The sequence below is a fragment of the Escherichia sp. E.sYA108 genome (assembly GCF_011754335.1).
In the GTDB taxonomy this organism is placed as follows: Bacteria; Pseudomonadota; Gammaproteobacteria; order Enterobacterales; family Enterobacteriaceae; genus Escherichia; species Escherichia coli.
In genome coordinates, this window is record NZ_JAAQVZ010000001.1 from 4,354,452 (window position 1) to 4,375,162 (window position 20,711).

At 49.7% G+C, this 20,711-nt stretch carries 21 protein-coding genes and 1 pseudogene; 8 read left to right on the forward strand and 14 right to left on the reverse strand.

Annotated features, from left to right (window positions below; translation table 11 throughout):
- Positions 1-39 precede the first annotated feature (39 nt).
- Together HBM92_RS20860 and HBM92_RS20865 are read left to right on the forward strand one after the other, a co-directional pair.
- Positions 40-900 (forward strand): SdiA-regulated domain-containing protein, encoded by an 861-nt coding sequence (locus HBM92_RS20860; RefSeq protein ID WP_001317601.1) that lies wholly within the window; start codon positions 40-42, stop codon positions 898-900.
- 67 nt (positions 901-967) lie between these two features.
- Positions 968-2,146 carry an MFS transporter gene (locus tag HBM92_RS20865; protein ID WP_001139959.1) on the forward strand — a complete coding sequence of 393 codons (1,179 nt, stop codon included), beginning with the start codon at positions 968-970 and terminating at the stop codon, positions 2,144-2,146.
- A 12-nt stretch (positions 2,147-2,158) separates the two neighbouring features.
- Here HBM92_RS20865 and kptA read toward each other — a convergent pair whose 3' ends face one another.
- Complete coding sequence (gene kptA, locus HBM92_RS20870; RefSeq protein WP_001151855.1) at positions 2,159-2,713, reverse strand: RNA 2'-phosphotransferase; 555 nt, start codon at positions 2,711-2,713, stop codon at positions 2,159-2,161.
- Positions 2,714-2,962: 249 nt separating this feature from the next.
- On the opposite strand from kptA, the gene HBM92_RS20875 reads away from it, so the two are divergent.
- The 4 genes from HBM92_RS20875 (at position 2,963) to hypT (ending at position 6,265) form a co-directional block, all read left to right on the forward strand.
- Complete coding sequence (locus HBM92_RS20875; protein ID WP_001295597.1) at positions 2,963-3,646, forward strand: nucleoside recognition domain-containing protein; 684 nt, start codon at positions 2,963-2,965, stop codon at positions 3,644-3,646.
- Positions 3,643-4,104 (forward strand): YjiG family protein, encoded by a 462-nt coding sequence (locus tag HBM92_RS20880; RefSeq protein ID WP_000211971.1) that lies wholly within the window; start codon positions 3,643-3,645, stop codon positions 4,102-4,104. The genes HBM92_RS20875 and HBM92_RS20880 overlap by 4 nt, the downstream gene beginning before the upstream one ends.
- Before the next feature lie 12 nt (positions 4,105-4,116).
- Positions 4,117-5,289 (forward strand): beta-aspartyl-peptidase, encoded by a 1,173-nt coding sequence (gene iadA, locus HBM92_RS20885; RefSeq protein ID WP_000568416.1) that lies wholly within the window; start codon positions 4,117-4,119, stop codon positions 5,287-5,289.
- 64 nt (positions 5,290-5,353) lie between these two features.
- The gene (hypT, locus tag HBM92_RS20890) at positions 5,354-6,265 is read left to right on the forward strand and encodes a hypochlorite stress DNA-binding transcriptional regulator HypT (protein WP_000340758.1); all 912 of its coding nucleotides are present in this window, start codon (positions 5,354-5,356) and stop codon (positions 6,263-6,265) included.
- Here the strand turns inward: hypT and iraD are convergent.
- The 3 genes from iraD to ytiD form a co-directional block, all read right to left on the reverse strand.
- On the reverse strand, positions 6,258-6,650 hold the full coding sequence (gene iraD, locus HBM92_RS20895) for an anti-adapter protein IraD (RefSeq protein WP_000986215.1): 393 nt from the start codon (positions 6,648-6,650) through the stop codon (positions 6,258-6,260). The genes hypT and iraD overlap by 8 nt on opposite strands.
- The gene (idlP, locus tag HBM92_RS20900) at positions 6,647-6,730 is read right to left on the reverse strand and encodes an iraD leader peptide IdlP (RefSeq protein ID WP_120795393.1); all 84 of its coding nucleotides are present in this window, start codon (positions 6,728-6,730) and stop codon (positions 6,647-6,649) included. Before idlP ends, iraD begins: the two co-directional genes overlap by 4 nt.
- Before the next feature lie 115 nt (positions 6,731-6,845).
- On the reverse strand, positions 6,846-6,989 hold the full coding sequence (ytiD, locus tag HBM92_RS25635) for a protein YtiD (RefSeq protein WP_001329085.1): 144 nt from the start codon (positions 6,987-6,989) through the stop codon (positions 6,846-6,848).
- 368 nt (positions 6,990-7,357) lie between these two features.
- Between ytiD and HBM92_RS25140 the strand changes: the two are divergent.
- Positions 7,358-8,108: pseudogene (locus HBM92_RS25140) on the forward strand (DUF2686 family protein).
- A gap of 140 nt (positions 8,109-8,248) precedes the next feature.
- Here HBM92_RS25140 and uxuR read toward each other — a convergent pair.
- The 3 genes from uxuR to uxuA all read right to left on the reverse strand — a co-directional run bounded on the left by uxuR (position 8,249) and on the right by uxuA (position 11,962).
- Entirely contained in the window at positions 8,249-9,022 is a 774-nt protein-coding gene (uxuR, locus tag HBM92_RS20910; RefSeq protein WP_000833686.1) for a Uxu operon transcriptional regulator, read from the reverse strand.
- Positions 9,023-9,236: 214 nt separating this feature from the next.
- Positions 9,237-10,697, reverse strand: a complete 1,461-nt coding sequence (locus HBM92_RS20915) for a fructuronate reductase (RefSeq protein WP_000208194.1) — start codon at positions 10,695-10,697, stop codon at positions 9,237-9,239.
- A gap of 80 nt (positions 10,698-10,777) precedes the next feature.
- Positions 10,778-11,962: a mannonate dehydratase gene (gene uxuA / locus HBM92_RS20920; RefSeq protein ID WP_000438582.1), complete on the reverse strand. Its 1,185-nt coding sequence runs from the start codon at positions 11,960-11,962 to the stop codon at positions 10,778-10,780.
- Between the two features lie 339 nt (positions 11,963-12,301).
- Here uxuA and gntP point away from each other — a divergent pair, with 339 nt between their 5' ends.
- Positions 12,302-13,645, forward strand: a complete 1,344-nt coding sequence (gene gntP / locus HBM92_RS20925) for a gluconate permease GntP (RefSeq protein ID WP_000558251.1) — start codon at positions 12,302-12,304, stop codon at positions 13,643-13,645.
- A 173-nt stretch (positions 13,646-13,818) separates the two neighbouring features.
- Here the strand turns inward: gntP and fimH are convergent, their stop codons facing one another.
- The 7 genes from fimH to fimA form a co-directional block, all read right to left on the reverse strand.
- Positions 13,819-14,721, reverse strand: coding sequence for a type 1 fimbria D-mannose specific adhesin FimH (gene fimH / locus HBM92_RS20930; protein ID WP_000832222.1), 903 nt, complete (start codon positions 14,719-14,721; stop codon positions 13,819-13,821).
- Positions 14,722-14,740: 19 nt separating this feature from the next.
- The gene (locus HBM92_RS20935) at positions 14,741-15,184 is read right to left on the reverse strand and encodes a fimbrial protein (protein ID WP_077897989.1); all 444 of its coding nucleotides are present in this window, start codon (positions 15,182-15,184) and stop codon (positions 14,741-14,743) included.
- Positions 15,185-15,256: 72 nt separating this feature from the next.
- On the reverse strand, positions 15,257-15,787 hold the full coding sequence (gene fimF, locus HBM92_RS20940; protein ID WP_001244835.1) for a type 1 fimbria minor subunit FimF: 531 nt from the start codon (positions 15,785-15,787) through the stop codon (positions 15,257-15,259).
- Positions 15,788-15,796: 9 nt separating this feature from the next.
- The gene (fimD, locus tag HBM92_RS20945; RefSeq protein WP_000120918.1) at positions 15,797-18,433 is read right to left on the reverse strand and encodes a fimbrial usher FimD; all 2,637 of its coding nucleotides are present in this window, start codon (positions 18,431-18,433) and stop codon (positions 15,797-15,799) included.
- A 66-nt stretch (positions 18,434-18,499) separates the two neighbouring features.
- The gene (gene fimC, locus HBM92_RS20950) at positions 18,500-19,225 is read right to left on the reverse strand and encodes a type 1 fimbria chaperone FimC (RefSeq protein ID WP_000066560.1); all 726 of its coding nucleotides are present in this window, start codon (positions 19,223-19,225) and stop codon (positions 18,500-18,502) included.
- Positions 19,226-19,261: 36 nt separating this feature from the next.
- A complete protein-coding gene (locus HBM92_RS20955) occupies positions 19,262-19,801 on the reverse strand; it encodes a fimbrial protein (protein WP_000824114.1) in 540 nt (179 codons plus the stop codon).
- A 64-nt stretch (positions 19,802-19,865) separates the two neighbouring features.
- Positions 19,866-20,414, reverse strand: a complete 549-nt coding sequence (gene fimA / locus HBM92_RS20960; RefSeq protein WP_000695543.1) for a type 1 fimbrial major subunit FimA — start codon at positions 20,412-20,414, stop codon at positions 19,866-19,868.
- Positions 20,415-20,711 lie beyond the last annotated feature (297 nt).

Consider the following 20,711-nt stretch of genomic DNA (forward strand, 5'->3'; position numbering starts at 1 on the left):
CTTCTCGATATCTTATTGATTTGCCTTAAAGGGATTACCGTGACAAAAAGTATTTCGTTAAGTAAACGCATCTTCGTTATTGTGATTCTTTTTGTCATTGTGGCAGTGTGTACTTTCTTCGTGCAATCTTGCGCCCGTAAAAGCAATCATGCAGCATCATTTCAGAATTACCACGCCACCATTGACGGCAAAGAAATTGCAGGCATAACGAATAATATCTCTTCGCTGACCTGGTCGGCACAAAGCAATACTCTTTTTAGCACTATCAACAAACCTGCCGCCATTGTTGAAATGACCACCAATGGCGATTTGATCCGCACAATTCCTCTGGATTTTGTTAAGGATCTCGAGACGATCGAATACATTGGCGATAATCAGTTTGTCATTAGCGATGAGCGCGATTATGCCATTTATGTGATTTCACTGACCCCAAACTCGGAAGTAAAAATCCTCAAAAAAATAAAAATCCCGCTGCAGGAATCCCCAACCAATTGCGGTTTTGAAGGATTGGCCTATTCTCGCCAGGATCACACTTTCTGGTTTTTTAAAGAGAAAAACCCGATTGAGGTCTACAAAGTTAACGGGCTGTTAAGTAGCAATGAATTGCACATCAGCAAAGACAAGGCACTACAACGGCAATTTACTTTAGATGATGTGTCCGGCGCAGAATTTAACCAACAAAAAAATACGCTTCTGGTGCTGTCTCATGAATCTCGCGCACTCCAGGAAGTAACGCTGGCTGGCGAGGTTATAGGTGAAATGTCACTAACCAAAGGCAGTAGAGGTTTGTCGCATAACATCAAACAGGCCGAAGGGGTTGCGATGGATGCCTCAGGTAATATTTATATCGTTAGCGAACCAAATCGTTTTTATCGCTTTACCCCTCAATCATCGCATTAACAGGCTGGCATGTTTCACCTTTTTGTTATTAACTTGTTAACAACAAAAATGACAAACAAGGTTAAACATGCCTTCGCCCTCGCATCCCGTAGAACGCTTTTCTTTCAGCACCGCGCTTTTCGGGATGCTGGTTCTGACCTTAGGTATGGGTTTAGGCCGCTTCCTTTATACGCCTATGTTGCCCGTCATGATGGCGGAAGGATCGTTTTCATTTAGCCAGCTCTCGTGGATTGCCAGCGGCAACTATGCGGGGTATCTGGCTGGCAGTCTGCTATTTTCGTTTGGCGCATTTCACCAGCTATCGCGCCTGCGCCCATTTCTGTTGGCTTCTGCCCTGGCGAGCGGGTTGTTGATCCTCGCAATGGCATGGTTGCTGCCATTTATTCTGGTGTTATTGATTCGCGTCCTGGCGGGTGTCGCCAGCGCCGGTATGCTGATTTTTGGTTCGATGCTGATTATGCAGCACACGCGCCATCCTTTTGTGCTGGCAGCTTTGTTTTCTGGCGTTGGCATTGGCATCGCACTGGGCAATGAATATGTTCTGGCAGGCCTGCATTTTGACCTCTCCTCGCAAACGTTATGGCAAGGCGCCGGGGCGCTTTCTGGCATGATGCTGATTGCACTTACGCTTTTAATGCCCTCGAAAAAACACGCCATCACACCAATGCCATTGGCAAAAACGGAGCAACAGATAATGAGCTGGTGGTTACTGGCTATTCTGTACGGCCTGGCGGGATTTGGTTATATCATCGTCGCGACTTACCTGCCGCTCATGGCGAAAGATGCAGGCTCACCATTGTTAACCGCCCATCTCTGGACGTTAGTCGGCTTATCAATTGTGCCTGGTTGCTTTGGCTGGCTATGGGCAGCAAAACGTTGGGGGGCTTTGCCCTGCCTGACGGCGAATTTGCTGGTGCAGGCTATCTGTGTGCTGCTTACTCTCGCCAGCGACTCGCCTCTCTTGCTTATCATCAGCAGTCTTGGTTTTGGCGGTACCTTTATGGGCACGACATCTCTGGTGATGACTATCGCCCGCCAACTGAGCGTACCGGGAAATCTCAATCTTTTAGGCTTTGTGACGCTCATTTACGGCATTGGACAAATCCTCGGCCCGGCGCTGACCAGTATGCTCGGCAATGGAACATCGGCGCTTGCCGGCGCCACTCTCTGCGGCGCGGCGGCGTTGTTTATTGCTGCGCTTATCAGCACAGTACAATTATTTAAGCTGCAAGTGGTCACTTCATGAGGAGTGTTTCCCTTACCACTCAAGAAATTCGACCGCAACCGTTGATGTCAGCCAGACCCCGTTTTCCGCTTGCCAGAAAGGGAGGCCTCGTTTCGCCATTTCCTGTGCTTTGACGGTTAAAATAACCGGCGATCCGTGTCTTGCTCCCACTTTGCGTGCCGTTGCTTCATCAGCAGAGAGATGTACGTAGTGACGCTCACCTGCAATCAGCCCCTGTTTTTTTATCTCGTCAAGGAAACGGCTTGCCGTACCGTGGTAGAGAAACTGTGGCGGTGTTTTTTCGGCAAAGGAAATAGCGACCTGCGAAGTCGAATGCCCCTGAACCGCGCGGATGCACCTACCATCACTGGAATAACTAAAACGCTTTTTATCGCTGGTGGCAACCACGGTATCCAGCAATGCACGGGTTAACCGCTTGCCCGCTTTTTGGGCACAAAGTATGAGCTTATCGATATCCGCCCATCCTTCACGGTCCAGTACGATACCAATCGCCTCCGGTTTGTGTCGGAGGACAAAACTTAAAAACTTGCTCGTATCCGCCAGCTCTTTTTCGTTGTACTTTGCCATCGCGTTTTCGTCCCTGGATTATCTGTTTTTTATTTACTATGTCATTGTCACTGGGTTTATGAATTTTCTGCAACTCAATCCTGCGTAGAACCTTTTCCACACAGCGTAATTTTACCGCTATGCAAAAAACGCATAGTCAGAAACATACTTGCATTTTCCCCATACCCACATGGCTGATAAGGTTTTTCAGCTCCAGGAATTTTCCTGGCTCAAGCAACACACAAACACAAAAAAACAATGGGGATTGTTATGACACAACAAGGGGATGCTGTAGCCGGGGAGCTGGCGACAGAAAAAGTGGGCATTAAAGGGTATCTGGCTTTTTTTCTCACCATAATCTTTTTTTCCGGTGTTTTTTCCGGGACAGACAGTTGGTGGCGCGTTTTTGATTTTTCCGTTCTGAACGGATCGTTTGGGCAACTGCCTGGTGCGAACGGAGCCACCACCTCGTTTCGCGGCGCGGGTGGCGCGGGGGCTAAAGATGGCTTTCTCTTTGCGCTGGAGCTGGCACCGTCAGTCATTCTCTCTCTGGGGATTATTTCAATTACCGATGGTCTTGGCGGATTACGCGCCGCGCAGCAGTTAATGACGCCAGTGCTAAAACCGTTGTTGGGCATTCCAGGGATCTGCTCGCTGGCGCTGATCGCTAACCTGCAAAACACCGATGCCGCCGCAGGTATGACCAAAGAGCTGGCGCAGGAAGGTGAAATTACCGAACGCGATAAAGTGATTTTCGCCGCATATCAAACCAGCGGTAGCGCCATTATCACCAACTACTTCTCTTCCGGCGTCGCGGTGTTTGCCTTTCTGGGCACGTCCGTAATCGTACCTTTAGCAGTCATCCTGGTGTTTAAATTTGTCGGAGCCAACATTTTGCGCGTCTGGCTTAACTTCGAAGAACGTCGCAACCCAACGCAAGGAGCGCAAGCATGACAACTCAGGTCCGCAAAAACGTCATGGATATGTTTATCGATGGTGCGCGCCGTGGCTTTACTATCGCCACGACCAACCTGCTGCCAAACGTGGTGATGGCGTTTGTCATCATTCAGGCGCTGAAAATTACCGGCCTGCTCGACTGGGTGGGGCATATCTGTGAACCCGTAATGGCGCTGTGGGGATTACCCGGTGAAGCGGCAACCGTCCTTTTAGCCGCATTAATGAGTATGGGTGGCGCAGTCGGTGTTGCCGCCAGTCTGGCAACCGCTGGCGCATTAACCGGTCACGATGTCACCGTTTTACTGCCCGCGATGTATTTAATGGGCAACCCGGTGCAAAATGTCGGTCGCTGCCTGGGGACAGCCGAAGTGAATGCCAAATATTACCCGCATATCATTACGGTCTGCGTGATTAACGCATTGCTGTCGATCTGGGTTATGCAGCTTATTGTTTAACAAGGAGTTACCATGATTGATTATACCGCAGCCGGTTTTACCCTGCTGCAGGGAGCGCATTTGTATGCGCCGGAAGATCGGGGAATTTGCGATGTCCTCGTCGCTAACGGCAAAATTATCGCCGTTGCCAGTAATATCCCTTCTGACATTGTACCGGACTGCACGGTTGTCGATCTCAGCGGGCAGATCCTCTGCCCAGGTTTTATTGATCAACACGTCCATTTGATTGGCGGTGGCGGCGAAGCAGGTCCCACGACGCGCACGCCGGAAGTGGCGTTAAGTCGTCTGACGGAAGCAGGCGTCACGTCAGTGGTTGGTCTGCTGGGCACCGACTCTATCTCTCGCCACCCGGAATCCCTGCTCGCCAAGACCCGTGCGCTCAATGAAGAAGGCATCAGCGCCTGGATGCTGACCGGCGCTTATCATGTCCCTTCCCGCACTATTACGGGTTCCGTGGAAAAAGACGTGGCGATTATCGATCGCGTGATTGGCGTGAAATGCGCCATCTCTGATCACCGTTCTGCCGCACCGGACGTTTATCACCTGGCTAATATGGCGGCGGAATCCCGCGTTGGCGGTTTGCTCGGCGGTAAACCTGGCGTCACCGTGTTCCACATGGGCGACAGCAAAAAGGCGTTACAGCCTGTCTATGACCTGCTGGAAAACTGCGATGTGCCGATTAGCAAGTTGCTGCCGACCCACGTTAACCGCAACGTTCCGTTGTTTGAGCAGGCGCTGGAGTTCGCGCGCAAAGGCGGCACCATCGATATCACCAGCAGCATTGACGAACCAGTCGCCCCTGCCGAAGGTATTGCCCGCGCCGTTCAGGCGGGTATTCCGCTGGCACGCGTCACCCTCAGCTCCGACGGCAACGGTAGCCAGCCGTTCTTCGATGACGAAGGGAATTTAACCCATATCGGTGTTGCCGGTTTTGAAACGTTGCTGGAAACCGTGCAGGTGCTGGTCAAAGATTATGATTTCAGTATCAGCGATGCCCTGCGCCCGCTCACCAGTAGCGTAGCCGGTTTCCTTAACCTGAGCGGGAAAGGCGAAATTCTGCCAGGCAATGACGCAGACTTACTGGTCATGACGCCAGAATTACGCATTGAGCAGGTATACGCTCGCGGCAAGCTGATGGTCAAAGACGGCAAAGCCTGCGTGAAAGGAACGTTTGAAACGGCATAAACGGTTGTCAGCCGCCCGAATGGACGTAGAATGCCCGCAAGGGCGGCTGACAGAGTAAAACGTAATGGATGACTGTGGTGCGGTTTTGCATAATATTGAAACTAAATGGCTTTATGATTTTCTGACCCTGGAAAAATGCCGCAATTTTTCCCAGGCAGCAGTCAGTCGCAACGTCTCGCAACCGGCATTCAGCCGCCGCATCCGTGCGCTGGAACAGGCGATTGGCGTTGAATTGTTTAACCGCCAGGTGACGCCGCTGCAACTCTCGGAACAAGGTAAAATATTCCATTCGCAGATCCGCCATCTGTTGCAACAGTTAGAGAGCAACCTTGCAGAACTCCGTGGTGGCAGCGATTACGCGCAACGCAAAATTAAAATAGCCGCTGCACACTCTCTTTCCCTCGGGCTGTTACCGTCCATTATCAGCCAGATGCCGCCGCTCTTTACCTGGGCAATTGAAGCTATTGATGTCGATGAAGCGGTCGATAAACTGCGTGAAGGGCAAAGTGACTGTATTTTTTCCTTTCACGACGAAGATTTGCTGGAAGCGCCGTTTGACCACATTCGCTTATTTGAATCTCAATTGTTCCCCGTTTGCGCCAGTGACGAACACGGAGAAGCACTTTTTAACCTCGCGCAGCCACACTTTCCGTTACTGAATTACAGCCGCAACTCCTACATGGGGCGATTGATTAATCGCACCCTGACGCGCCACAGTGAGTTAAGTTTCAGCACCTTTTTTGTCTCTTCGATGAGCGAGCTTTTAAAGCAGGTTGCCCTCGACGGCTGTGGGATTGCCTGGCTACCGGAATACGCCATCCAACAAGAAATTCGCAGCGGGCAGCTCGTTGTACTGAATCGGGACGAACTGGTGATCCCGATTCAGGCCTATGCATACCGGATGAATACCCGCATGAATCCAGTTGCCGAACGCTTCTGGCGTGAACTGCGCGAGCTGGAGATTGTGCTTAGCTGACATTCTCCAGCGTCGCACTGCGCCAACCGCCATTATCCCAGACCAGATCAAACGTTAGCGATTCATCGTCGTGATACAGCATTATCTCAAGGCTGATCGCCAGAGTGTGGCAGTACGCTTCTTTCAAATTAACCTGCAACGCCGCAATCCGTGGCTCATGAAATAACAGTGCAGAACGCAGCTGACGGCAATACCAGCTCTGGAGATGTTTGTCGCTCGGGTTATGCACTTGCCACTCGGGCATGCCTGAAACAAGTAATGACGGTAATGCCGAATGAGGAGAATTAAAAAGAGTGAGGAGATCGCTGCATACTGATTTACGCAGCGGTGACGTTTTATTGCCTGAAATTTCAGGTAAAACAGCCTGAAGTGATTGGCGCATCATTTTGCGCACTCCTGACGTTTAGCAACATATGCGGCTTGCCCTGAACACCGGGCACCACTGTATTGATGCTCATTTTCCATAGCCATTCCCTTTTGTTCATTACATCCATGTCAGTCTGAGACAGGCCTGAATCCTGTCAGCAAAGTATAAAACCTTACTTGCCTATGAATATCTACTGACTTTTCAGGAAAAAAGTCATGATTTGATAAAAATCATCAAACTCAAAAAAAAACCGCTAGTATATTCTGAATATTCCGAATAGTTACGTAGATGAAAATACTTGTCACCACCGCTACTTAATTCCGGTGGGAAATTATTTATTTCCGCATAATCAGCTATGTATTATTTAAAACAATTAGTTTGTAAATAATATAAATTGATAACATATCAAATACATCAAAAATACCATTCACAGGCATTATTAATATAGACATCAATATAGCAACATCAAATTCCAATTAGTAATAAGATATGCTTTTAAATTGCATGCAAATAATTTTAAATGAGCGTTTTTTGATACTTTAGAGTGTTTCCCACCATTTAATATCACTGTGTAGAGTTGATATCACTACAACAGAAACATGCATGTCATTTGTTTACTTCTCTTTTTACTACAGAAAAATTTATCTATTTTTCTAAGCATCAGTGAAATACTCATAAAGGTAACTATTATGTCTATGCCATTAAGCAATGCCCTTCAGAGTTAAATTATTACAGATAATCACTTCCTTCATCATCCAAAAGTCGACAGTGAGTTAACACGTAAACATGAACGTGCACGCATGGATACGGAAAATATCTATCTTCCGCCTCTTGCTCGTGGCAATAACCATAATTACGATGGAAAAAGCGTTGTCGAAATTAGAAAACTTGATATTAGTAAAGAGTCCTGGCCATTTAATTATGTGACAGAAACATGCAGAGAATTCAATGGTATTACAACAACAGGACGTATGCTCTATCGAAACTTGAAAATCACCTCAGCTTTAGACGAAATATATGGTGGTATATGTAAAAAGGCGCATGCTGCCACAGAGTTAGCAAAAGGATTACGGCTAAATTTATTTATGAAAGGCCCTTTCGATCCTGTTGAGGACTATACAGTTCATGAAATAACATTAGGCCCTGGTTGCAATGTTCCTGGTTATGCCGGAACCACGATAGGATATATTTCAACCCTTCCAGCTTCTCAGGCAAAAAGATGGACCAATGAGCAGCCAAGGATTGATATCTATATTGATCAGATAATGACGGTAACAGGGGTAGCAAATTCTTCCGGATTCGCCCTTGCCGCATTACTTAATGCTAATATTGAGTTGGGTAATGACCCAATAATTGGTATAGAAGCCTATCCCGGGTGATGAAAATGCACCACTCAAACGTATGACTCTGCAACCGTCATCTCTTCCAGAACTGTTTGAATTAAAAAATGGTGAATGGAATTATATTGGTAAATAACTACCAGGAAGAATGAGTACTAACATTCAGGTTATACAGATAGCTAAACAATCCCCTGCAATTTACAAAGTAATACTCATTGCGACTTCTTAATTTAAGAAAGCGCAAGGAACGTTTACCCTTGCGCTTATTATAATAAGTCAGGCGTCGACTTTATCCAGCGGCCATGAATCAAACAGATAGCCATCAAAATAAATATCGTCAACGTTCGAGAATTCCAGCAGACGTTGCTTAACGTTTTCCAGATGCTGCCACATTGCCAGCTTCGCCGCTCGGGCATCTTTTTTGATTAACGCGGCGAGGATCTGTTTGTGATCGCCCAACCACTCTTTGCGATACAGGCTGTCATCCAGATGGCTGTGCAACTGGATCCACATTGGATTGTTTTCCCGCCACTGCCAGGACTGACGGAACAGCTCCACCAGCATGCTGTTATGCGTTGCTTCGGCAATAGCGAGATGGAACTGCATGTCACCGCTTTCGCTGCTGCCCGGCGCACTGGAAGCCAGTTCACGCTCTTCCAGTTGCAATGCCTGACGCATTTTGACGATATCTTCGCGGGTAGCCTGCAGGGCGGCAAACTCGGCGATGTTGCTCTCAAGAAGCTGTCGCGCCTGCAACAGCTCAAAAGGACCCGCATCATTGCAAACGTTGGCATCCGGACTGTCTGTGTTGTGGCTGCCTGAGCTATCAAGAACATAGATACCGGCACCCCGGCGCACTTCCACCAGCCCTTTGATCTCCAGCATGATCAGCGCTTCACGTACCACCGTCCGCGTGACATCAAGCATTTCTGCAATTTCACGCTCCGGCGGCAACCGTTCGCCAGGATTGTACGGCGTCTTTATGATCAGATCGCGGATCATCGCCCCGACTTCCTGGTAAGGTCTTTGCGCAGAGGTGGCAGATTTCATGGTGTTGTGTCCGTTAGGTGCGGTTAATCAAATTTTTGCCGGATGCGGCGTGAACGCCTTATCCGGCCTACAACGGGCAATTTTACGGCACCCGTTAATCTCAAACTATACCATTAGCACTGGAAGTTGGCACGTACAGGTGGGCAAAAAAACGAAAACTGGTCAACCAAATATCAGTTTGATTGACCAGTAAGTCTGTAGGGTAATCAGTTAGTTACAGCGCAGCCACACACTCGCGCGCACCGCGTTCGCACAGCTGCTGATATGCCGCCGTCACCGCGCCAACAAAGTCGGCATTCTGCGGCAGATCATCGGCAAAAATACCGCTCAGGCCCAGCAGCGCTTTCACGCGGTCTGCGCCCTGATACTGCGCGTTAATCTTCTGGAACTCGGCCAGCATCGGGTCGACCACGTCAATGGCATTACCCTGCTCATCCACGCCCTGGGTGTAACGCATCCAGCCAGCCACGCCCAGCGCCAGGTGACGCCAGCTGCCGCCGTTTTGCAGGTGCAGACGCACCGGATCCAGCAGACGCTGCGGTAACTTCTGGCTGCCGTCCATCGCAATCTGCCAGGTACGGTGACGCAGAGACGGGTTGCTGAAACGCTCGATCAGCAGCGTCGCATAGGCGTTCAGGTCCGTACCTTCCGGCATCGACAGCGTTGGCGCTTGTTCCTGCATCATCAGGGCAAAGGCCGCTTTGCGATAATCCGGGTTAGTCATGGTGTCGGCAATAGTTTCATAGCCGCCGAGGTAACCGAGGTATGCCAGGAAAGAGTGGCTGCCGTTCAGCATACGCAGCTTCATCATTTCGAACGGCACAACGTCTGCAACGAACTGTGCGCCTACTTTATCCCAGTCCGGACGACCATTAACGAAGTTATCTTCAATCACCCACTGACGGAACGGTTCGCAGGCAATGGCGCACGGGTCATAAACACCCAGCTGGTCAGCAATTTCCTGTAAGGTTTCTGGCGTCGCCGCCGGAACGATGCGGTCAACCATGGTGCACGGGAAGGTGACGTTCTCTTCAATCCATGCCGCCAGCTGCGGGTCACGCGCCTGAGCCAGCCCCAGTACCGCGACCTTCGCCACATGACCGTTTTCACGCACGTTATCGCAGGACATCACCGTAAACGCTTTCAGCCCTTTTTCACGACGCAGACGCAGGGCTTCGACGATGTAACCAATCGCGGACTTCGGCGCAGTCGGGTTTTCCAGATCGTGCTTGATCAGCGGGTTATTGAGATCCAGTTGACCGCTTGCCGCATCAGCGCAGTAGCCTTTTTCCGTGACCGTCAGAGAGACAATCGCCGTTTGCGGACGCGCCATCGCGTTGAGAATACCTTCGCAGCCGTCGATTTCCGGGTGCAGCGCTTCTTTCATCGAACCGATAATTTTCAGCTCGGTGCTTTCCGCGCCTTTTTCCGCCACGGTGTACAGCAGTTGCTGTTTTTTCAGGTTTTCGATCAGCACGCGGTCGTTGCCTGGCATCAGGTTAACTTCGCAGATACCCCAGTCGCTGTCGGTGCTTTCCAGCAGATGATGGGTGTACAGCGCCTGGTGCGCACGGTGAAACGCCCCGCAACCGAGATGCACAATGCGTGATTCCAGACGAGAATGATCCCATGACGGGCGGGCAACCGGCAGATTGCTGTCAACAATAGTAGTCATCGTAAACTCCAGAATCCGTCTTCAGAGAGTGACGGCAAGGAAGAAGGAACCGGCACGGCGCGCAGCCATGCCGGTGGATATTAACGGCTAAAGAAAGCGCGCTGGATCGCCAGTTCGACACCGCGAACTTCGGCCAGGCCTTTCAGACGACCAATTGCGGAGTAACCTGGGTTGGTTTTCTTCTTCAGGTCGTCCAGCATCTGATGACCGTGGTCCGGACGCATCGGGATCAGGTCTTCTTTGCCTTCCGCTTTACGACGGTGTTCTTCTTCAACAATCGCTTTCACCACTTCGTACATATCAACGTCACCGTTCAGGTGCGCCGCTTCGTGGAAGGTTTTCGGGTTATCTTCACGCATGGTGGAGCGCAGATGGGTGAAGTAAATACGCGGACCGAACTGCTTGATCATATCAACCAGATCGTTGTCAGCACGCACGCCGTAGGAACCGGTGCACATGGTGAAACCGTTCGCCATGCTATTTACGGTATCAACCATCCACTGCATATCTTCAATGGTAGAAACAATGCGCGGCAGGCCGAGGATTGGGCGCGGCGGATCGTCCGGGTGAACAGCCATACGCACGCCAACTTCTTCGGCAACCGGAATAATCGCCTTCAGGAAGACGGCAAAGTTTTCGCGCAGTTTGGCTTTGTCGATATCTTTGTACAGCTCCAGGTGCTTACGGAACTGGTCGAGGGTGTACCCTTCTTCCGCGCCCGGCAGACCGGCAATGATGTTACGGGTCAGACGCGCTTTGTCTTCGTCGCTCATAGTGGCGAAGCGTTCAGCTGCCTGAGCAATTTCTTCTTCGGTGTAATCCGCTTCCGCACCTGGGCGTTTCAGGATATGCATTTCGAATGCAGCGAATTCGATCTGGTCGAAGCGCAGAGCTTTGGAGCCGTCTGGCAGCACGTATTCGAGGTCAGTACGGGTCCAGTCGAGCACCGGCATGAAGTTGTAGCACACGGTGCGAATACCGCACTGCGCCAGGTTGCGCAGAGTCTGCTGATAGTTAGCGATCCACTGCTCATAGTTGCCAGTGTGGGTTTTGATATCTTCGTGAATTGGCACGCTTTCTACGACAGACCACACCAGGCCTGCATCTTCAACGATAGCCTTGCGTTTGAGGATCTCTTCAACGGACCATACTTCGCCGTTCGGGATATGGTGCAGCGCGGTAACCACGCCAGTTGCGCCCGCCTGACGGACATCAGCTAAAGAAACCGGATCGTTTGGGCCGTACCAGCGCCAGGTCTGTTCCATGATTTTTCCTCTTTCACATAGTGGGTTCCACAGCAAAGAGACGCGGAACCCTGGAGTTGTTTAGGTATCCGGATGAACAACCAGACCGCAGCCGTGGCGTTGCATCGGATGAGATGGCGTATAAGTTCTACCTTTTGGTAATACATGTCAACCCGAATTCTAAAATTGGTTAACCACATCACAAGAATTTCACTCTCCTGGTTGTTGCTGCAAATTGCAGCAAAGGGTAATCGATGGTTATTGATCAGAGGATGTGACATTCATCGCAACAATGGTTGACCAATTTACATAACATGTCGCCCAAAATAACAACGGTTCAACCAGGTAAGGTAAAACGTTATGCATGTGCTTAACATTCTCTGGGTGGTATTCGGCATTGGTCTGATGCTGGTACTGAATTTGAAGTTCAAAATCAATTCAATGGTGGCTTTGTTGGTGGCGGCGCTGTCCGTCGGGATGCTGGCGGGCATGGATTTGATGTCGCTGCTGCACACCATGAAAGCGGGCTTCGGCAACACGCTGGGGGAACTGGCTATCATCGTGGTGTTCGGTGCGGTCATCGGTAAATTGATGGTCGACTCCGGCGCGGCTCACCAGATAGCACATACGCTGCTGGCGCGTCTCGGTCTGCGCTATGTACAGCTGTCGGTGATTATCATCGGCCTGATTTTTGGTCTGGCGATGTTCTATGAAGTGGCCTTTATCATGTTAGCGCCGCTGGTTATTGTCATTGCCGCCGAAGCTAAAATTCCGTTCCTGAAACTGGCGATCCCGGCAGTAGCAGCTGCCACTACCGCACATTCACTGTTCCCACCGCAGCCGGGTCCTGTGGCGCTGGTGAATGCTTATGGCGCAGATATGGGGATGGTTTATATCTATGGCGTACTGGTGACGATCCCAAGTGTAATCTGCGCAGGTCTGATCCTGCCGAAGTTCCTCGGCAATCTTGAGCGCCCAACGCCATCATTCCTGAAAGCAGATCAACCGGTAGATATGAACAATCTGCCCTCTTTCGGCGTTTCGATTCTGGTGCCGCTGATCCCGGCGATCATTATGATCTCTACCACCATCGCCAATATCTGGCTGGTAAAAGATACCCCTGCCTGGGAAGTGGTTAACTTTATCGGTTCCTCGCCGATTGCAATGTTTATTGCGATGGTGGTTGCATTCGTACTCTTTGGCACCGCACGTGGTCATGACATGCAGTGGGTGATGAACGCTTTTGAAAGTGCGGTGAAAAGCATTGCAATGGTGATTCTGATCATCGGTGCGGGTGGCGTGTTGAAGCAAACTATCATCGACACCGGCATTGGCGACACCATCGGCATGTTGATGTCCCACGGCAATATCTCGCCCTACATTATGGCATGGCTGATCACTGTGCTAATTCGTCTGGCGACGGGTCAGGGTGTCGTTTCGGCGATGACCGCCGCCGGGATTATCAGTGCTGCAATCCTTGATCCAGCAACTGGTCAGCTGGTTGGCGTGAATCCGGCGCTGCTGGTACTGGCGACGGCTGCGGGTTCCAACACCCTCACCCACATTAACGATGCATCTTTCTGGTTGTTCAAAGGTTACTTTGACCTGTCAGTAAAAGACACGTTGAAAACCTGGGGTCTGCTGGAGCTGGTCAACTCCGTGGTTGGGCTGATTATTGTGTTGATTATCAGCATGGTAGCGTAAAAGAGCACCTGAGCCTGCCATTGGCAGGCTCTGTTCGGATTGTCGGCAAAGTGCACTTTGTTTATGCCAGATGCGACGCTGGCGCGTCTTATCTGGCCTACAAAGGGCTAACGTGCAGTTTTTTAGCTTCAGGCAATATTGCGTACCTGCATTAGCAATGTTCTGTGATTTCTTTATTGATAAACAAAAGTCACGCCAATAATCGATTGCACATTCCCTGCAGTCACCTGCCCTCCGGTACGTGCGTAATTTGCCGTTAATCCCAGACTTACCGCCGAAGTCCCTACTGCTCCTAACGATACCGTGTTATTCGCTGGAATAATCGTACCGTTGCGCGTCAACTGTACGCCGACGCCCTGCGCTGGTGAAAACGACGCGGTATTGGTGAAAATCGAGTTGCCCGCATCTGCGGTTGTGCCGGAGAGGTAATACCCCAGGTTTTGGCTTTTCGCACAATAAACGGTAAGAGGAATTGGCACTGAACCAGGGTAGTCCGGCAGAGTAACGGTGACATCATGAGCAGAAACATCGCAGCCGCCAGTAGGCACCACCACATCATTATTGGCGTAAATATTCCACACAAACTGGAAATCATCGCTGTTATAGTTGTTGGTCTGTCGCAAAATAAGCACGGCAATTAATGAGCCAGCTTTAATCGCCACCCCACCCGCACTGCTCACAGGCGTCAAATAAAGCGCCACCGGCCACGGCTTATCCGTTCTCGAATTATAAACAACCCGCGGCGTTTCGCTGGTAGTCGGAAATGGATAGCTACTGCCACTATATTTTACGGTCCCGGAAAAATTAGATAACACGCCGCCATAAGCCGAGCCTCGTTGCAGTGTGACATAGTCTGTAATGGTTTCCGGATAATCGTTATGGCAAAAGATTTGCGTCGAAAGATCTACGACCAGGTTTTGCCCCACATTCACGGCAGGCGCAAGGTTTACATAAACATTAGCGCTGCCACCGCCAATAGGAATAGCGGTACCATTGGCGGTTTTACAGGCGAATGACCAGGCATTTACCGACCAGCCCATCAGCAGTACAGCAAACAGGGTAATAACTCGTTTCATGACAATTATCTCTTCGGGTTCAGCTGTAGGTATAGGTGATGCTAATCACTGCCTGAATGGTTCCCTGAGTGGCTCCGCCATTTACCGTCAATGCTCTGACCTGTAACGGGAAGTGCGCTGATTGTGAGGAATCATCCACCTGAACTGTTTTGGTTGCGCCAGTATTCAATGTGTTGCCACTGTCATCCTGTAGCTCTAACTGGATGTTTTGCGCGGTCCCCTGGTTTTTATAATATCCGGTACTGTCGGCTGCCCCGCTGAAGCTGGCAGTGACCCTCGACGTTCCCACCGGACAATTAGTCAACTCAAGCGCAACATCATGCCAGGCCGATGCCGCCCCGGCAGACATCAGACTGAAAGAATAAAGATCGCCGAGATCAACCGTGGCATTGGTGGTGGAAACCGTGCACGGTTTGGCGACGACCTTACCGTTCACCGTGATGGTGACATCGGCTGCCTGTATCGTCGCACTTGCGAGCGCCAATATTGCCGCCAATAAATACCCACGTTTGCGCCATTTCATGAGCATCTCCAGTTACTGATATTCAAGAGTGAAGGTAGCCGTGGCATTGATATGCCCCGCAGTGACAGGCACCTGTGTCGCCATTAGCCGGGCGTAAAAATTCAGCGTATTTGGTTTACCCGGCGTCAGGGTCGTCCACGAAAGCGCGGACGATGGAGCATTAAGGGGTATTTGATTTTGCTGCTCATTCAGAAGCTGTATTCCCAGTCCCGAAGCCGCTGACACCGTATTTTCAAGTGCAAGCAGGTTGGCATTGTGGCTATCTGCAACACCGGTAAACCCAACTTTTACGGCAGAAACGGCATTACCACAGGGTGACAGCAAAATACGAAATGGAACGACAGGAGTCGTCGCGCCAATGTCGTTAAATTGCTTCGCCGCGTTTTCCATCAAATCAACAGTAAAATTGGTTGATTCAGCGGCCACACTACAGCCGTTATCTCTGACATAGCCGCGGATAGTAATCGTGCTATCCGCAGCCAAAACGCGACTTACCGCCAGCCACAAAAAAGCGCACAGAAGATAAAAAGGTTTGTTTCTCATCACGCCCCCTTAACGACATTCAGCTGATAGCTGGGTTAATAACTGCTGCTGACTCTCTGGTGGCAGTTGATAATTGGCGATACAGTGAGCATTTTCCTCTTCTCCCCATTTCACCTGAACTTTTCCCGCTAAAGGCATTCCGCTGAGGTAAACCTGACCATTATCCGCAACAATGCCGCTACTCTGGCTACTCTCTGATGTCACCATCGCCCCAAACGGCAGCGGCTTATTATTGTGGGTTAGCGTCATGAGCAGTTTTATCCCAACGCGCGCTTTAAACTCTGCTCGCACGATCGCCCCACGAGTGGGAACAACGTTAGCGACCGCGTTATCTAAATCGACGTTATCAGCCAGGGTATTGGTATCCAGCGCCACTCTGTTTTCCCGATATTCGGTGGCATAAGGCAGCACGGCATAACCGCGCCAGTCGGTACGCACCCCCGTCTGGTTTTCGACTTTTGCATCTTTTGCGCCAGGCGCTTTAACAAGTACCACCGTATCGTTTAACGGCTGCCCCAGCGTTACGCCATTGGCATGAGCCAGTACCCCACCGCTGACTCCGTAATAGAGCTGCTTAATATCATCGCTATGGCTGTAACCGATATTGGCATTGCCGTAACCACCGCGATAATTCAGCGTGGCGTAGCCTGTACTTCCGCTATTTCCATCGCCTCCCCCGGCATAGCCGGTTTGCACGCTATAGCTGAGGTTGTTGTCTTCCAGCAACGTACCGTATACACCAGCCAGATTGGTCATCCGACCGTTGAGATCGTGTGACATGCTGTAGCTGGCACTGGCATGTCGCCACTGAGATTTACTGTCAGAACGCAGCCAGTGGCTGAAAGGAATATTGACGTTAAGCGCTAACATCTGATCCCGTCCTTTTTGCCAGGCGTTTTTCGTCAGGCTATAGCTGAGCGTCCAGTTGATATCTTCGAACGCAGTATTTAATCCAGCCTGGAATTGCTCATCGACATTACTCGTTCCCCAATAAGTTTGATGGCTACCACTCAAATACAGTGTTGATGAGCGCCCGAGTTGCTGAGTAACGGTGAGTTGTAATTTCCCGCGTTTGTTATAAGCGAGGTTGTAATAGTCGGTGAATTTCGGCTTAACCTGAATAACACCATCCTGTGTTTCGATGTTGTAGCCATTCATTCGACTGTATGTTGTATCAGCGAAATTAAAATATCCGCTGGTCGAATAACGGTAACCCACTAACTGAATATTCGTGCCTGACTCATTGAGCGATTTGTTATAGAGAAAACGCACCGATTGTCCGTCATGCTGACTGTCATCGGGAAGTGTGGAATTAGCCTGCGTCATATCCACAGACAGAGCACCCAGCGCCCCCATGTTTTTCCCGATACCGAAATTAAAAGCACGATAACGATCCGCCAGTTGCGTTCCACCATATATTGTCCAGCCAGCCGGAAGGCCGTGGAGTAATGTACTCTGGAAAAAGCGGGGTTTTTCCTGTTGCGCATTTCCACTACGGTATTCTCCTGCCGTAATGGAATAACGAGTATGCCCTTCACGTTGCAAAAGCGGGACTGACGAATAGGGTACGGTAAAAATCTGCGTGCTGCCGTCAGCCTCTTTGATCGTTACCTGCAAGTCACCACTATTACCTGCGGCATAGATATCGTTGATGGTAAAAGGCCCCGGTGGCACCGTACTATTATAAATGTCATACCCATTTTGTTTAATAGTGACCTGTGCAGTACCACGAGCAATACCGTGGATCACCGGGGCAAATCCTCTTTGACTATCGGGTAACATATTGTCATCTGAGGCCAATTGTGCGCCGCGAAAGTTAATACCATCGAAAATATCGCCCTGAGTATAACCATCACCCAGCGTCAGCCGGGAACGTAACGGTATTATGTCTCGCTCAAGCCAGGTATTGATATGCTGCCATTTATTTTTGCTACCTGATGATCTGTCGCTACTGTTATAACTCCAGGTGGTATTGTCGCGTAAACGCCACGCACCAATATTTAACCCACTCTGTAGGTTTAAATATGCATAATGGCTGTTACCCCCAATCCGATTCTGTACACTATTTCCGCTGAAATTATAATTGAGCAATCCGGCATTAATACCGGGATCCCATAACTCAGGAGGAATATAACCACGCGCGCGATTACTCATAAATGCCTGAGGGATCGTCAGGTTGAGTCGCTGCTGACCAACATCTAAATGCGCAGTAGCGTCCTGGACCATTGTGGTTAATGGCACACAGGCATCATCCGCCAGCAGATTCATACCGGCGACAGAAGCCATATTCAGCCCCATACTGGCGAGTTGCGCGCGTGTCAGGCAGGGAACAATCCCTTGTTCACTGTCGCCCGTATTAAATGTGACATCACGCGTTGCCATATAACCATTATTCAAATAGATATCGACGCGATACGTCCCTGGCGGTAATTCTTGTCCATTTTCAAAACGCGATAAATCAGCCACAGCCTGGGGATCATCCGCTAAAAAGCGCGGGTTAAAATAGAGTTCGGCAGATGACAAAGGTGCCTGTGCGGCAAAAGCACAGGCAACAAAGAGCCGGACAAAAAAACCAGCCAAACGATGCTTACGAATATGCAAGCATTGTGTGTTTCGCTGGTAAAGTCTTAAATTCAGATATGACATTATTCCTCCGGTTTAAAATCACCCGGCAGTCAATTCTTTTTATTCAGGCGAAAAATTCCCCCTGAGTTATTCCATTACGCCCGTCATTTTGGGGGTAAGTGCGCCATAATCATTTATTGTTCGGTAAGTAATATTGCTTCCTGCATCAGAAGGCAATTTAACCGTGCTTTCGCCCATTGGAGGCACCAATGCATTTTCAAGAACCCGGGTTCCGGCATTCAACTCTGTTACCGTCAGGTAATAGGGTGTCGGGTTAATCAGCGTCAGAGAATTCGCGCTACGACGAAATCTTAATTTTTCTGCGGCCTGATCGGGTGGCAACGCTAATTTAGCCGGACGATAGTACAGTTTAATGCGGCTGATAATTGCGAGCTGTAGCGTATTCTCAGTCAATTTTGATTTATCCATTGACGGAATCGCTTTAACGTTCATCCAGAATAAACTTTCCCGGTCCTGTGGCAATTGGTTATTTGTTGCATCAAGAATACGCAAGGTATTCTCTTTTTTTCCCTTCATCGCAAACAGAGGAGGCGTCACGATAAAACGACCATCCTTTACACCATCGGCATTTTCCACCCATGATTGAATTAAATAGGTGCTATTTTCATCATTATTTGTCACGGCAAGTTGCACTTGTTTTTGCCCTGCCGGATAAATTACGCGAGTCGCACCTAAGGCCACTCCCGCTTCAGCGCGTCCGGCAACCATCATTGCCATGAACATCAGGATACCTGCCAGCAAGCAGAATGTTATTTCCTGCGATTTCCTTACATTGACGTTTTTATTACTCACTGTCCTGTTCCTGTTATCACATTATCTGCTGAACAATTACTGATAGGTTAAAGAGAACCAGGCCTGTGCATTGGCGATGCCGCCAGTAACCCGACGCCCGGTAGCACGATATTTGGCGATGAAATGTAGCGAAGTAGAGCCTGAGTAAAGCCGTTTCCAGTTTGCTGGAGGACGATTAATCGGTACGAGGTTTCCTTCATCATCAAACAACGCTACGCCAATATTGGTGGCTATCCCTGGCCCCTCTCCCACGGAAAGCACATCCGGATTTTTACCATCCGCGACACCGTGAAACGCCACACCCACACGTTCACTCACCACCGTGCTACATTCCCGTAAATGAATAACAAAAGGCACCGGTGCGCTATCTTCCCCTACCGCGTGAAACCGGTTACTGCTGATTTGCCCCATATTGACCGTCATTTGTTTATCACCAGCTTCAATCCGGCAAGTTTCCGCAATAATGACGCCCTGAAATTGCATATTTCCGCCGGGCAGCGTGGTATTCCATTTATTTCCGGCCAGAGCAAACATTGGCAGCAACGACGCTAATAGAAATAATCTCTTCCTTTTCATCGTTATTTTTATCACACAAGGGTGGGCATCCCTGCCCGTAATGACGTCCCTGAACCTGGGTAGGTTATTGATACTGAACCTTGAAGGTCGCATCCGCATTAGCAGCACCCGGGGTTGCGGCACCGGTTGCAAAATAACGCGCCTGGAACGGAATGGTGTTGGTTCCGTTATTCAGGGTTGTTTCTGAACTAAATGTCGCACCGTCCAGCGCCAGCGCAGCACCCGTTCTGTCCAGGATCTGCACACCAACGTTTGTTGCGCTACCCGCAGCTGAACTCTGCAGAGCCAGTACATCAGTATGCGTAGCATCAATTGCCGTACCTAAGAAGGCAACAGCGGCTTTTGTGGCAACAGTGGTATCGCAATCATTCAGCTGAATGTTAAAACCAACGGCAGAGCTGGTTGCTCCAGCCTGCTTCAGGCTAGCGGTACGAACCTGGCCTAACTGAACGGTTTGATCAACAGAGCCTGCATCAACTGCGCAAGCGGCGTTAACAACTTCCCCTTTAAAGTGAACGGTCCCACCATTTACCGTCGTAGTATCGGCCAGAGCCGCTGCGGAACTGAGGGACAGAGCCGACAGAACAACGATTGCCAGAGTTTTAATTTTCATGCTGCTTTCCTTTAAAAAACTATTTCTAAATCGACATGGGCAGTCGTTCTGTACACTTTGTTTTGTCAACGAGTTTGACTGCCAACACTGCACAGTTTTCCCCCAAAAGATGAAACATTTGGGGCCATTTTGACTCATAGAGGAAAGCATCGCGGACAAACTTTTTCAGTTTATTTGTTGGCTTAATATTCTATTGTTATCTTTATTTATAGATGTTTATATTGCATGAGGTGGTTTTTGGAGAGAAGAATGAGGAAGATGCGTCGAGCCACAGAAACGTTAGCTTTACATATAGCG